Consider the following 13,998-nt stretch of genomic DNA (forward strand, 5'->3'; position numbering starts at 1 on the left):
TGACCTGGTAATTTTTACGATTTGCCGGGTAATTTGCTTTATATTCCTTTGTTAGGAATCTGGTGGCCTTACGGTAAGTATTTTTCGGATGCCCATTTTTTCAATACGATATTCCAGTGTGGTCGGTCTTAAATTCAATAGTTCGGCCGCACCGCCAGGTCCCCGGATACGCCCGTTTGTCTGGTTAAGAATGGCCAGAATATATTCCCGTTCGGTTGTCTTCTGCATTTGTTTCATCTCAGTCAGATCCTTTGGCAGGCTAAATACTGCCTGCTGATCAACCTTACGATTTTCAGGTTGACTGGGTGGAGCATTAAGCGCAAACGAACGTTTTTGCAATGGTCTGCCTAGTGAGAGTAGAGATTTTCCGTCATTAAGAATAACAGCTTGTTCCATGACATTTTCCAGTTCGCGAATATTGCCGGGCCACTCATAATTACTTAACTCAGAAAGCACCAAATCACTAAATCCCAAAAAGGATTTTTTTTGTTTCTTTGCCAGTTTGCGTGCAAAAAAATCAGCAAGCAGCGGTATGTCTTCTTTGCGTTCGCGCAGAGCAGGTAAGGTCAGTGGAAATGTTGCCAGCCGGAAGAAAAGATCCATACGAAAACGTCCTTCTAAAACTTCTGTTTCCAGGTTACGATTGGTTGCTGCGATGATGCGGACATCTGTTTTGACGGGTGCTTTTCCTCCGATTCGTTCAATTTCTTTCTCCTGCAAAACCCGGAGTAATTTCGCCTGCAATTCCAATGGCAGTTCTCCAATTTCATCCAGAAATATAGTCCCGCCATGCGCGAGCTCAAACTTGCCAATCCGTCTTTCGAAGGCTCCTGTAAATGCCCCTTTCTCGTGACCAAACAATTCTGATTCGATTAAATTACCGGGCAGCGTTGCACAATTAATTTTGACCAGAATTCTCTCTTTTCGGGAGGATTGATTGTGAATAGCCCGGGCAATCAGCTCTTTCCCGGTACCGCTTTCGCCCATCACCAGCACGGTGGTATCGGTTGGAGCTACCTGTGTGACCAGTTTAAATAAATTCAAAAGGCTTTCACTTGTGCCTATAATCTCTTCAAAATTTACCAGCATTTTTACCTCTTGCTGTAAATAGACGTTTTCCTGTTTCAGCTTTTCACTTAGTCGTTCCACCTCTTCATAGGCGGCGACCCTTTCGAGTATTAATAATAATGGTTGTTCCAGGCACTCAAGCAAAGCCTGATTCCTGGCATTATACGATTCGTCATCTCTGCTCAAGAAACAGATGATGAACCGTTCACCATTTCCTAATTTCAAGGGCAATACCAGACTTGAATTTAACCGGAATGTTTTTAACAAAAGTTGAATGTACGGATCCTGCCGGCTCCAGATAGCCAATTCCTCTTGTGTATGACGGGCCCAGCCTTTGGGCATTTGCTCATCCAACGGCAATAATTCAAAATCGACTTTGGAATTTGCCATTTGCTGAATAGCCTGAAGGCTTAAAACCTGATACTCTTCAAAACCGACCCTGTAATAGTTGAACGTTTGCTTCGTATCCTGACGCTGGTGGCGGATAGTTAAAAAATCAAAGGGGATATGTTTCTGGAATAATTTTGCCGTGTTCAATAATCTGTTCTCCCAGCTGCCTTTTTCCGACAAGGCATCAGTCAGCGCTATCTGGAGTGCTTTTTCTTCCTTCAATTTCAGCTCAACACCATGCGAATGCCGGTATCTTCCAATTTCAAGTGCAGTAAGCACATCCTTTTCCCGGAATGGTTTGACAATATAACCACTGGGCTGGGTGACTTTTACTGCTTCCAGTACACTCTGATTGTCGTTGGCAGAAATATAGATAAAAGGAATATTCATTTTTTCAAGCTGTTTAGCCAGCTCAATGCCCGTTTCAATTCCTTTCAGATAAATATCAAGCAGCACCATATCAGGACGCTGCCGTTCGATCAACGCTAAGGCTTTGGCAACCGAATTAGCAATTCCAATCACACCATAACCGGCATCAAGAAGAATGATTTCAATGCTGTTGGCAATGACATATTCATCTTCAACAATTAAAATCCTGTAGTCTGATGTCTGGCTAATTGAAGAGTTGGATGATGGCTGCATAGTTTAACACTTTTGTAGTACTGAGATACTGAATATCATCAACCCGGCAACAATTATACCTTTTTAACTGAGTTTATATAATTTAACAGCAAGGTCCGGTAAAAAGGCTTTGGTGAATTTGATTAGTGAATATTTGGCTAATTTACTGATAGTTGTATTGATTGATCAGCTAACGCGAAAAGTAGCTGACAAAATACTGTAAATGCCGCAATCTGGCTAAATGCAAGATATTTAGTCTGGTTACTTCTGCAAAAAACCAAGTTGGATTGTATATGTCTTTTAATTTCTATTATTTTTTTATCGTATACTGTACTAGGTTTACTTAGCCTGACTATTCTGGCTTTAAAACCCTCACCAGTTTAATCTATAAATTTGCAACTACGGAAGTTAATAATAAATCCAGTTTTTTGGAGATATCCAGTTATAAATTTTTGGAGCTTTCTAAGGAAATATGAGTCCAGCCTGTCATAATGCATATAAGGACATTACGACTGGGTATTGATACAGAGATGATTCAGTGTGTTTTTAAAAATGCTGGAAATATCAAATGTAAAATCGGGATTACAGGAGAACTATTTGTAGGATCGGTATAATTAAGAGCAAAAATGCTGGCACTGTTCAATCTCCGGTTTTTTGGATGTATCTCCAAATTTGGAGATACACAAAAATTTTTAAACTAGATTAAGTCCTGATCATATCATTGAGATGCAATCCTGGCCTTTTTTCTCAAAGTATCACAATGGCACGTACTTTGCTCCCGGCAAGTATTCCAAATATACTTCTATTCTCATTCATCCTGACACCACGACTAATGACAATACCTCAAATCATATAAACAGGTTATGAAATGAAAAGCGCAAAACAATCAGATGTTAAAGACGATCAAAAATTCACTATTTTATTGGATGATCATTCTTTGGGCAGCTTAAACAGTCAAATTGAATCTTTTGAAAGAGAAAGAAAAATTCTTTTAGATTTGAGCAATGATATCACTAAGGTGAGAGAAAAAAATGATCTGATATCCCTGTTTTCGTCCCGGATCAAAGGATTATTTTATTTTACGCACGCGATTGTGACCCTCATCGATGATCAGAAGCAAACCTATACCCCTTTTCTCTTGGATCATACTGCTTCGCCGATCAAAGATCATAGTCAATATGCTGATCTGATTCACGCTCATTTCCCTTTAAACGAACCATTTATTAATCAGATATTACGTTCTGACGGACCGGAGTTTTTTTTGTTAGATCAGATTATGGACCAACCCGGAAGTCCTAAGTTTCTCAGAATGAATTATGAAGCCGGGATTCGGGAAATACTGATGACACCACTGAGAAGCAAAATGAAGACTATTGGTTTTCTGCATATGTATTCAGATAGGAAAGACAGTTTTTGCAAAGATTTCATAAGCACTATTAAAGGAATAGCGCCGCTGATTTCCGGTGCCGTTTCAAACATTATAAAAAATGAGGAGATTGCCTACAAGGAAAGAGTAAATGATGTTCTGCTTTCTGTAAGTAATGACATGGTCACAGTTCGGGACCGGAAGGATCTTTTGAAAGTGATCAACTTCGGGCTTAAAAAACTGATTCCTTTCACCCACAGCGTCATGACGGTCCTGGATGAAAGCGGACAGACTTATAATGCTTTTCTAACCGATGAAGAATCGAGGCCAAGGGAGTTTTCAAAGTATACAGAAGCAATTTCCAATCCCTTTCCGGTTCAGGACGGTATTTATGATGTAGCTGCACAATCCGGTAAACCCGCGGTTTTTAATATGAAATCCTTTGACATCAGCAAAGCACCGCTCTGGTTCCGACTTAATTATGTTGCCGGTGCGCGGGAAATGGTGATTAAAATTCTTCCTGAGCAGGGAACTGCCAGGCATAGTTTAATTTTATTTGCCAATGGGAACAGTACATTTGACGAAAAAGCAATCCATATCATTGAGCGTATTTCCAGCCAGCTTTCTACGGCTGCAAGCAACATTTCGGCTAATGAAGAAATCCTGAGCAAAGAACAAGAAAAATCTTTCCTACTGGATTTCAGCCAGGATATTGCTGGTGTAAGGACGAAGGATGATCTGGAAGAAGCCATTTCAAGTGTTTTGCAGCGTGTTCTGAACATCCGATTATCGATGATCCGCATTATTGAAGATGATGGCGTAACTCTAAGCCCATACATGTATGATAAAAATATGTTTTACGGAGAGGAGCCGGTTTTTAAAGAACTTGCCTCCAAAAACATCAGTATTGACGAATACCTAACAGCTAAAGTGCTCAACAGCAAACAACCGGTTATTTTCAATATTGCAGAAGAGGAAAAGAAAGGAAACAGTGCCAGATATCTTTATTTTTGGAAAAAAGCTGGACTCAAAAATGCGTATGGAGCGGCGCTACGTGTCGGGAATCAAAACCTTGGAACGCTATGGCTTTTGACCGATGAAGTAAACCTGACGCTTTTGAAAGGAATCTGTGCACAGATATCCATTGCAATTTCTAACATCAGGGCCAATGAGAAGGTACTTACTTATAAAAAGATGCTTGAAGTGGAAAATGATCATTTGAAAGAGCAGATCCACACGATCTATAATTTTTCTGAGATCGTCGGAAGCGGGGCAGAAATGCAAAAAGTATATCATTTAATCTCGCTGGTGGCAGAATCAAAATCTTCTGTTTTGTTGTTGGGAGAAACAGGCACTGGTAAGGAGTTGATCGCCAGAGCTGTACATAATGCATCGCCAAGGAAAAACAAGCTGATGATCAAAATCAACTGTGCAGCTTTGCCGGCCAATCTGATTGAAAGTGAATTGTTTGGCCATGAGAAAGGGGCGTTCACAGGCGCAACAGACCGGCGGATAGGAAAATTTGAACTGGCCAATAACGGTACTTTGTTTCTTGATGAAATTGGGGAAATGCCTTTGGAGGCACAAGTGAAACTGCTTCGCGTGATTCAGGAAAAGGAGCTTGAAAGGGTAGGAGGTAAAAATACGATCAGTGTTGATGTACGGATTATTGCTGCCACAAACCGGGATCTGGAAGAGGAGGTAAAAGCAGGCAGGTTCCGGTCAGATCTTTTCTACCGTCTGAATGTTTTTCCAATCAACCTGCCTCCGCTCCGTGACAGGCTGGAAGACATTGCTCCTTTGGCAAACTTTTTTGTAGGCCGTTACAGCAAGAATTCTGGAAGAAAAGTGAATGCGATTTCACCAGGTGTAATCCAGGAGCTGAAAAGTTATTTGTGGCCAGGCAATGTCAGGGAACTGGAGCATTTGATTGAAAGAAGTGTGCTGTTGACCAATGAAACAGTACTTCGCGAAGTCCATCTGCCAAAAGACCGGACGGCGACAAAAAATGAAGTGGTAGACCTGGCCAGCAGAACGCTTGAAGAAGTAGAACGTTCCTATATAATCGACATCATAAAACGGTGCAGCGGGAAATTGTCAGGCAGGGGCGGAGCGGCCGAATATCTGGACATTCCGGCAACCACACTTCATTCTAAAATTAAAAAACTAGATATACAAAAATCGGAGTACTTTTCAGGGTAGGTTGATCACGCACAATTATTCAGAGGCTTCTCGAAGGGGGTAAAAAAGTAGATCATTAAATTCAGAATAGGTAGGCGAATTAATACAAGCGACATATGATTTTACGCTGTTTTTCTCAGGCTGGTGGCAGGTTTAATTATCTTTCCATACGGTATGCAAAAACTATTGTGATGGTTTGATGATTTTGGAGGTGGCGTTGGAATTCATGAATCATGAATGCGGATTAAACAAAAAAATGTCCCTGTATTTTTAGCCTGACTGATCATTATTGGGCAGTCTTTCGGGAGTATGGCTTTGATCCTGGGTTGCTTAGGAAGGCTAGCTACTTTGGGGAATTTTATTATTTTCACTGGTGCTCTCATTATGCATGCACCGGACGGCTGGATGATGAATTGGTCTGGAAAGAAAAGGTGAAGGTATTAAGTACTTCGTATTACTTCTTTCCCCGCTTCTAGTTATCCTGATCAAAGGCAGCGGTGCTTTTTCGATTGATCTGTGGATATTTATGTGAGATTAAATACATTTCGCAAAAAAATGCATCAGGCTAAAATTCAATTATAGTTCGTGAAGAATTTTAGCCTGATGTGATTTTGATCTGTCAATTCTGATATCCAGCCTAAATCTTTTGTGAAATAAACTGCGCTACTTCAGCCAGCCTGCTTGTGAATCCCCACTCGTTATCATACCAGGTTGCTATGGAAAGTAATTCACCCTGTTTTACTGTCAGGGGCAGATCCATAATCGATGAATGTGGATCACCTACGATGCGTGCGGAAGTCCATTCTTCTTCTAATACGTCGAGAACGCCTTTTAGTGGCCCCTCGGCAGCAGCCTTGCGAAATGCTTCATTTACCTGATCAACGGTACATTCTTTCTCGGTAACCAGATTAAGTTCTGCAATACTGCCGGTGCGGGTCGGTACCCGGTAGGCTTTACCTGTAATTTGCAGATCTTTCCAGATAAACTGTAGGGCACGGGCAGCACCGGATGCGGATGGGATAATATTTTCTGCCGCCGCCCAGGAATCACGGCGGTCTTTCATTGGCTGATCTGTCAGTGACTGTGTATTGGTATAGGAATGAACAGTTGAAAACAGGCCATATTTGATTCCGAAATTATCAAGAATAACTTTGACCGCGGCGGCAAGTGCGTTGGTTGTACAGCTTCCCATACTGATGATTTTGTGTTGTGACGGATCAAAAGTTTCCAGATTAATGCCTTTAAGAAGTACCGCATCACAATCAGTGAGCGATTTACTTGCCGCGCTTATCAGCACGTATTTTGCACCCCGGTCAATATGTGCCTTCGCACCTGCCCTTGTAGTCGCGCGTCCTGTACAATCAACCACGATGTCTACACCAAGCGCCTTCCAGTCGGGAACTTCTGCTTTTGAGTTTACATATTTAATTCTTTTGTCTCCTATCAGCAGGTCATCTCCCAGGTACGAAACCTTCTCGCCGAAGCGGCCATAATTGGTATCTACGCTGAACAGCGGGGCGAGGATTTTGACATCATAGATGTCAGAAACGGATACAGGAATAAAAAGTTTATTTTCAAGCGCGATGCGAAGGAACTGGCGGCCGATGCGGCCGAAACCATAAAGAGCAATGTTTGCCATAAACTTAAAGTTTTTTTTAGATTATAAATTAATCAGGTAAAAGTTGATAGAAAAACCAATATCTGTTACTTTTTTACTCCATCAATCATGTCAATGAATATTTATTTAATACTCAGGCTTTAAATAAATCGGGGTAGTAATTTTGATGTTTTATCGTTAATTTATTTTGACTGTATTTGGCAGCAATTGTGAATTGTAAAAAGAAGAATTTATGTTTTACCCTTGCCATTATCAGGCTGATTGTTGATTAAAAGTAAACCGAATTATGTTTACAATTTTTAACTATCAGGTATTAATAAAGAAACGTAAATTTAAATCAAAGGGGAGAATTACCAGTTAGTAGCTACTCCCTTTGATTTAAATTTATTAAGAAAAAGAAGATTCAACATCAGGCATGCTATTACCTTAAATCGCCTTCCAATAGTTATTTGCCGCGGCTATGGTAGCAAACTCAATGGCAACTGTCTGGCCGACAGCGATCAGCATAGCTGCATCACTGGCATAAATAGGCCTTAACTTCTCTCTTACCGCTGCATCTGGCTGAGTTACTTTAATGATAAGCCTGGACATTTTTATGGCAAGTTGCCGTCCTTCTTCAGCAGTGGCTGTAATCAAAGTATTTCCTGGAACTAAGGTAACTGATTCTGACATTTTATTTTATGTTTAGATTATGGATTACAACTTATCAGTGATGAACTATAAAATGCGTATCAAATTTTATTTTGGTCAAAAATTTCACATAACCATGCACCCGCAGCTTCGATTGCCTGATTTGCCTTTTCTAAATGGGGATAGAACCATGGAAAAATATGAATCATATCCTGCCAAACCTTTAATGTCACATCGTTCCCGGCATTTGCAGATAGCGATGTAAGCCTTAAAGCATCGCTAAGCAGAACTTCATTTGCGCCAACATGAATTAGAAGTGAAGGGAAATTTTCAAAATCTCCGTTTACCGGTGAAGCCCTAGGATCACTGGGGTCATGACCGTTTAAATAAATATCTCTTAGATCATTTAAAGATTCCTTACTAAGCATTGGGTCGTAAGGTCCTCTGACAATGAAGGATTCACCAACCTGATTCATATCAGCCCAAGGACTGATAGCATAAACAGCCGAAGGGATTTTTTCACCTCTTGCTTTTACCAGCTGTGTAATTGCAACAGCAAGTCCTCCGCCGGCCGAATCACCTGCCAGTACAACAGGTGTATCTTTATCCAGTAAGTTAATGAGAGCTATGTATGCATTATACGAATCCTCCACTGCCGCTGGAAAGATTTGCTCGGGCGCCAGCCGGTAGTCTACGCAATAGCATTTAACTTGGGCAGTACATCCCAACTTTGCTGCAAGACCTGCATGGTCGGCAGCGCTACCTGCTGAATAACCTCCGGCGTGAAAGAAAAGGATTGCTCCACTCTTAGTTGCTTCAGGTCCGGAAAGCTCAAGAACGGGAACATTCCCGAGCAGCATCTTTTTTGTTTCCCATCCGAAAGGAAGAGGAGCCGACAGGCCATAAGCTGCCTGACGATCCCGTACTTGTTGTAGAGTAGGTGTTTCATCCGGAGTAATCATAAATGTCTTAAGAAAACTGCCAATACTCAGATATTTGTTATCTTTCATCAAAAAACATTAATCTTGGATTAGTTTCCAGAGTGTAGTTGCATTACGCTCCAAAAAGGACCAATGATTCTCACGATAAACTAGCTTATCCAAGTAACGTCCGCTTAATACGGCTTCTCTTGCAGATCCTGAAATTGTTTTATATAAAGTCCAATAGGCCTTTCCCGTGGCCGTTTTTCCATCAGCATCAATTTCGATCATGATATTCGTAATTTCATGCGTTGTGGCAGAACGGCTGTCATCCCTAAGAATAATCATACTTCCGGCAATCGCTTCAAGTTCCTGCCGCCCGGTTGCAGAATGATCATCAAGCCGGAAAGTAGCATTCTTAAACAGGTCACCAAGCCCTTTGATATCAGCGTCATCATTGACATAAGCATACGAAACCATTAAATTTTCAATGTCACGTTCACTTGATAAATTTTGTATTTGCTGCACGTTTGTTTTCATGTTTTAAAGATTTATTCTTAACCCATTTTAGTTACACCCAAAAGACCGCCACCTGTCGCATCAATGATTTGTCCGTTTACCCAGCGCGCGTCATCTGATGCAAGAAACGCGATGATATCTCCAATATCACCTGGCTGTCCAACTCTGCCCAGCGAACTTTGTCCGGCAGCCCAGTCCCTTGCTCCTGGCTGTGCAAACCAGCTGCTCATTTCTGTATCAGTGAAACCTGGCGCAACAGCATTTACAGTAATTTGGCGGTTTCCTAAATCCCAAGCTAATGTTCGAGTTATGGTACTGATTGCTCCCTTAGTTGCAGAATACATGGTAGCCATAGGACTTGCCATGTAAGCTGCCGCAGAAGATAGATTAATAATTCTGCCACCATCGTTTATCCTTTTCAGGCCGTGTTGAATAATAAATAGTGGGGCTTTAACATTTACTGCATATAAGTGCTCAAAATCCTCTTCTACAATTTCAAGAATATTTCCATAAACAACTTCACCGGCATTGTTTACTATAATGTCTAACTGGTCTGATTGCTCGTCGAATGCCTTCCAAAGCGTTTCGGCAGAGTGAGGTAATGAAAGGTCTGCATGTATGGCAAATGCAGATCCGCCATTCGCTGCAATCGCAGCTACTACTTCTAATGCTGCCTCTTTGCTCTTTCCATAGTGAACGGCCACTCTGGCCCCGTCTTTAGCAAGTCTTTGTGCAGTGTATCTACCAATTCCACGACTTGCTCCTGTTACTAATGCTGTTTTTCCTTTAAGATTTCCCATTTCATTTTATATTTAAAAGATAATCGTCATGTTATATATTCCTTAACAATCATTATGCCATGTCATAAGTATTTGAAAATCAGATTATTGATTAAAAATGAGGTAGTTTTATCCACTATATTTAGTGGAAGCACTGTATATTACACGATATATAGTGAAGCAGAAATATTGGCTATATATAAACCAGCAGTGTATTTTGACAGTGAGAAATGGCTAAGATTATAGGTTATTAATTACGCCAAATTATGTTTTGATACATCACAGGATATGTATCAAAATATTCAAGATTTCTACAATAGTGAGTTTAATATATTTGAATAGGAGAAACGAGTCCTTTATTTTAAATTAATTTCCATTCAACATGAATTAATTTGTATAAGCAGCTATTTTTTTGTTTTAACCTTTGCAAAAGCATTAAATGGTAATTTTAGTCACAGAATTTTTTGTTTTATAACTAAGACTATGTTAAATAACAATTAGATAAACAACATTACTCTATCTCCTATCTAGCTATTTTACTTTTAACCCATAATGTCAACAAGCTTTAATCATTCTGACAACAAATGAAAGTTATATAAGATTTGAACCCTTGGATCCTTAACTGAAAAATATTAATTTTACTATCAGATTGTAGCTCTAAAATTTAGGTGAGCAATTCGGTGAGCAGTCACTTTTTAGTTGTTTTAACTAATTGATTATTAGATATATAGGGGAGGTGTTCGAATCCCTCCGTCTCCACTAAGTACGTATTAAAAGCAATCAAAACCCTGTTTAAATGATTTAAACAGGGTTTTTTGTTTGCTTATACATCCAAAACATTCAAATATTCTCAAAATAAAGCGCATCATTCATGGCGCCTTTTTATTTCGAAAAAAGACGCGCTGGAAAGCTCATAACTTGTTTTGGGACAACCTGTTAAATAGATTTACATCTTGATTTTTAAGCCAGACAATTAGAATTTTGTTCATCTTAAATTTGAGTTATGCTAAAACAGCTTTGGATTATTTTTCTTTTTGAAAAAGCCAAAAACCGAAAATCAAGACAGTACCCGCTATGTGTATTTGAAAATTACGGTAGACGGAGATTCAAAAGAGATTCTGTAAGAATTTTGCAAAGGGAACATATAAGTGCTACGAAATATCTTTAGGTTACACAAGATCTTCATACACTGAAAGTACAAAGTTAACAATCTTTCTATCAATGATTTAAATTATAATTTTACGGGATATTCTTTCTAGTCTAATTTGTTTGTTTGACAAAAGTAAATAGATCCCTATTTATTTAAGAATGTGCACTTAAGATATACTTACAATCAATTATAAAGTTTTAAAAAGTTCGACAAATAGATACCATGGAATATAAATACATGGTGTATATTTGTGAAGTAGTTGATTATACAATAGGTCTGGAACAATTGTCGTAGTAAACGAAGTGGTTAACACTGATTAATTAAATTTTATGACGATCGAGGAAGAAATAAGACAAGCACAGTTTAATAGTGTGCAGCAGAAGGCCGGGATGAATTTGATTTTTACGGCCAATTGGTTGTCTAATTTGTATACATCAGCATTAAAACCCTTAGATCTGTCACTGCAGCAGCTTAACGTACTTACAATTTTGAAAGGCCAGCCTAATCATATGGCGCCAGTCAATTTAATTCGCGACCGCTTGATCGACCGGATGCCCAATGTATCAAGGTTGCTGAACAAACTTATGGAAAAGGAACTTATCCAAAAGGATCGTACGCTTTCGGATCAGCGCGTTGTTCATATCAAACTGACTCCACTTGGACTGGAAACGGCTGAGAAGGGTGGTGAACTATTCCAATCCGTAGCATATGTATTAAGTGACCATCAGGCTGAGGAGCTGAACGGCTTATTAAATGAGATGAGAAAATAATTTTTTTAACAAAATAAAATCCATGGAATATAAATCCATGGTTATAATTTATGAAAACTAGGGTTATAAACTTAAAAAACAGACCTGTTGGTTTGCCAGACACAAAAGATTTTGAAGAAGTTCAGGAAAACGTACCTGAGTTGCTGGAAGGTCAGATCCTTCTTCAATCTATTTACATCTCAGTCGATCCATATCTGCGCGGAAGAATGTCCGGGACAAAAGAGCCAATATTTAAATTAAATGCGCCGGTTTCATCCAAACTAATTGCACGCATTATTCAGTCTCGTCATAAAAATTTTAAAACCGGAGATATTGTGAGCCACTATCTGGACTGGAAGGAGTACCAGGTATCAGATGGAACAGGCTTGAAGAAAATTGACCAAGACGGCGCGCCCCTAAGTGCAAATCTTGGTGTATTGGGAATTACAGGACTTTCCGCCTATCTGCCATTGACAACATTTGGAAAGCCTCAGCCTGGTGAAACCATTGTGATTTCAGCAGCAGCAGGGGCGGTGGGTAGCATTGCCGGGCAGATCGGTAAAATTTTGGGCTGCAAAGTAGTCGGAATTGTAGGTTCAGATCAAAAAGTTACACTGCTAAAAGAAAAGTTTGGTTTTGACGCTGCGATCAATTATCAGACTGAAAAGGATTTGGGTGCTGCCATTGCAGCACATTGTCCAAGTGGCGTGGATATCTATTTTGATAATGTAGGAGGAGGGATATCGGATGCAGTATTTGCTAATATCAATACATATGGCCGGGTAGTTGTCTGCGGCTCTATTTCCAATTATAACGATACAGAAATAGCATTAAGCCCAAGTATTCTGCCGATTGTCGTTTACAAATTCCTGAGTATCCACGGATTTTTAATTGCTGATTTTGCGGCGCAGTTTGATCAGGCGCTGATCCAGCTAAGCACCTGGCTACAACAAGGAAAATTAAAGTATACAGAGACGATCCTTGAAGGTTTTGACAAATTGCCTAAGGCTTTTATCGGTTTATTTAACGGGCTCAATGAGGGTAAAATGATTGTAAAAGTCTAATGATATCTGCATAAGTGTAAAATTACCCCGTAAATCTGTGTTAATCTTTCCTACTTCTGTGTTAAGTGTGGCCGCTTCCCTCAAGTTAGTTTTGCGTCATCACAAATAACTAAACGATGGCAAGAACAATTTTTATTTCAGGAGCCTCAAGGGGGTTTGGGAAAATATGGACAGAAGCTTTTTTGAAAGAAGGCTATAATGTGGTAGCAACTGCAAGGGATCTGTCCGCATTAGATGTATTGGCCGTTCAGTACGGTCAAAAGATATTGCCCCTGATTTTGGATGTGAATGACCGTCAGGCCTGTGTCGCAGCAATCCAGCAAGCGAAAACGCACTTCGGTAGTATCGATGTATTGATTAACAACGCCGGGTTTGGCCTGATGGGCAGTATCGAGGAAGTCTCGGAAGAACAGGCCCGAAGCATTATGGAAACCAATTTTTTTGGCCTGCTTTGGCTGACTCAGGCAGTGCTGCCACTGATGCGTCAGCAAGGCAGCGGTCATATCATACAGATCACGAGTGTACTCGGTCTGGTAACCTGGCCAACGTTAGGTTTATACAATGCAACCAAATTTGCAATCGAAGGATTAAGTGAAACACTGGCTGCCGAGGTAAAAGATTTTGGCATTAAAGTAACGATGGTTGAACCTGCTGCCTATGCGACAGATTTCGGGGGTGTTTCCGCTGTGATGACAGAGCCACTTCCGGCTTATGACAAGATGAAAGCTTCCTTTAGAGCAAGTATTGGAGATCTTTCTTTGGGTAAGCCTGAGGCGACAGCCGGTGCGCTGCTCAAAATTGTTGCCAGCGAAAATCCCCCGCTTCGTCTGATTCTGGGAAGTGTGGGCTATCCGCTGATAAAAGAAGCATATACCAAGCGTTTAGAAGATTGGGAGGCCTGGCAGCATGTTGCTATTGAGGCACATGGTGTTTAATTTTGCAG

General features: G+C 40.3%; 10 protein-coding genes. 4 read left to right on the forward strand and 6 right to left on the reverse strand.

The annotated features are described in order from the left end of the window. Positions 1 to 51 precede the first annotated feature (51 nt). Positions 52 to 2,100 carry a sigma 54-interacting transcriptional regulator gene (locus IEE83_RS05600; RefSeq protein ID WP_228101687.1) on the reverse strand — a complete coding sequence of 683 codons (2,049 nt, stop codon included), beginning with the start codon at positions 2,098 to 2,100 and terminating at the stop codon, positions 52 to 54. Between the two features lie 847 nt (positions 2,101 to 2,947). On the opposite strand from IEE83_RS05600, the gene IEE83_RS05605 reads away from it, so the two are divergent. Next, entirely contained in the window at positions 2,948 to 5,647 is a 2,700-nt protein-coding gene (locus tag IEE83_RS05605; RefSeq protein WP_194119624.1) for a sigma 54-interacting transcriptional regulator, read from the forward strand. Positions 5,648 to 6,263: 616 nt separating this feature from the next. Here the strand turns inward: IEE83_RS05605 and IEE83_RS05610 are convergent. The 5 genes from IEE83_RS05610 to IEE83_RS05630 form a co-directional block, all read right to left on the reverse strand. Then, the gene (locus IEE83_RS05610; protein WP_194119625.1) at positions 6,264 to 7,265 is read right to left on the reverse strand and encodes a type I glyceraldehyde-3-phosphate dehydrogenase; all 1,002 of its coding nucleotides are present in this window, start codon (positions 7,263 to 7,265) and stop codon (positions 6,264 to 6,266) included. A gap of 405 nt (positions 7,266 to 7,670) precedes the next feature. Then, positions 7,671 to 7,916 (reverse strand): hexameric tyrosine-coordinated heme protein, encoded by a 246-nt coding sequence (locus IEE83_RS05615; protein WP_194119626.1) that lies wholly within the window; start codon positions 7,914 to 7,916, stop codon positions 7,671 to 7,673. Between the two features lie 59 nt (positions 7,917 to 7,975). Further along, positions 7,976 to 8,884, reverse strand: coding sequence for an alpha/beta hydrolase (locus IEE83_RS05620; RefSeq protein WP_194119627.1), 909 nt, complete (start codon positions 8,882 to 8,884; stop codon positions 7,976 to 7,978). Between the two features lie 9 nt (positions 8,885 to 8,893). After that, entirely contained in the window at positions 8,894 to 9,334 is a 441-nt protein-coding gene (locus IEE83_RS05625) for a nuclear transport factor 2 family protein (RefSeq protein WP_194119628.1), read from the reverse strand. 17 nt (positions 9,335 to 9,351) lie between these two features. Next, positions 9,352 to 10,113 (reverse strand): glucose 1-dehydrogenase, encoded by a 762-nt coding sequence (locus IEE83_RS05630; protein WP_194119629.1) that lies wholly within the window; start codon positions 10,111 to 10,113, stop codon positions 9,352 to 9,354. 1,458 nt (positions 10,114 to 11,571) lie between these two features. Between IEE83_RS05630 and IEE83_RS05635 the strand changes: the two genes are divergently transcribed. The 3 genes from IEE83_RS05635 (at position 11,572) to IEE83_RS05645 (ending at position 13,990) form a co-directional block, all read left to right on the forward strand. After that, complete coding sequence (locus tag IEE83_RS05635) at positions 11,572 to 12,012, forward strand: MarR family winged helix-turn-helix transcriptional regulator (RefSeq protein WP_194119630.1); 441 nt, start codon at positions 11,572 to 11,574, stop codon at positions 12,010 to 12,012. A 50-nt stretch (positions 12,013 to 12,062) separates the two neighbouring features. Then, positions 12,063 to 13,055, forward strand: coding sequence for an NADP-dependent oxidoreductase (locus IEE83_RS05640; RefSeq protein WP_194119631.1), 993 nt, complete (start codon positions 12,063 to 12,065; stop codon positions 13,053 to 13,055). 116 nt (positions 13,056 to 13,171) lie between these two features. Continuing rightward, complete coding sequence (locus IEE83_RS05645) at positions 13,172 to 13,990, forward strand: SDR family NAD(P)-dependent oxidoreductase (protein WP_194119632.1); 819 nt, start codon at positions 13,172 to 13,174, stop codon at positions 13,988 to 13,990. The last annotated feature ends 8 nt before the right edge of the window (positions 13,991 to 13,998 follow it).

It is taken from the genome of Dyadobacter subterraneus, assembly GCF_015221875.1.
GTDB classification, from domain to species: domain Bacteria; phylum Bacteroidota; class Bacteroidia; order Cytophagales; family Spirosomataceae; genus Dyadobacter; species Dyadobacter subterraneus.

Coding starts and splice junctions, on each gene's coding strand:
- IEE83_RS05645 (WP_194119632.1), top strand. CDS start 13,172: ATGGCAAGAACAATTTTTATTTCAGGAGCCTCAAGGGGGTTTGGGAAA.
- IEE83_RS05600 (WP_228101687.1), bottom strand. CDS start 2,100: ATGCAGCCATCATCCAACTCTTCAATTAGCCAGACATCAGACTACAGG.
- IEE83_RS05620 (WP_194119627.1), bottom strand. CDS start 8,884: ATGAAAGATAACAAATATCTGAGTATTGGCAGTTTTCTTAAGACATTT.
- IEE83_RS05630 (WP_194119629.1), bottom strand. CDS start 10,113: ATGGGAAATCTTAAAGGAAAAACAGCATTAGTAACAGGAGCAAGTCGT.
- IEE83_RS05610 (WP_194119625.1), bottom strand. CDS start 7,265: ATGGCAAACATTGCTCTTTATGGTTTCGGCCGCATCGGCCGCCAGTTC.
- IEE83_RS05625 (WP_194119628.1), bottom strand. CDS start 9,334: ATGAAAACAAACGTGCAGCAAATACAAAATTTATCAAGTGAACGTGAC.
- IEE83_RS05640 (WP_194119631.1), top strand. CDS start 12,063: ATGAAAACTAGGGTTATAAACTTAAAAAACAGACCTGTTGGTTTGCCA.
- IEE83_RS05605 (WP_194119624.1), top strand. CDS start 2,948: ATGAAAAGCGCAAAACAATCAGATGTTAAAGACGATCAAAAATTCACT.
- IEE83_RS05615 (WP_194119626.1), bottom strand. CDS start 7,916: ATGTCAGAATCAGTTACCTTAGTTCCAGGAAATACTTTGATTACAGCC.
- IEE83_RS05635 (WP_194119630.1), top strand. CDS start 11,572: ATGACGATCGAGGAAGAAATAAGACAAGCACAGTTTAATAGTGTGCAG.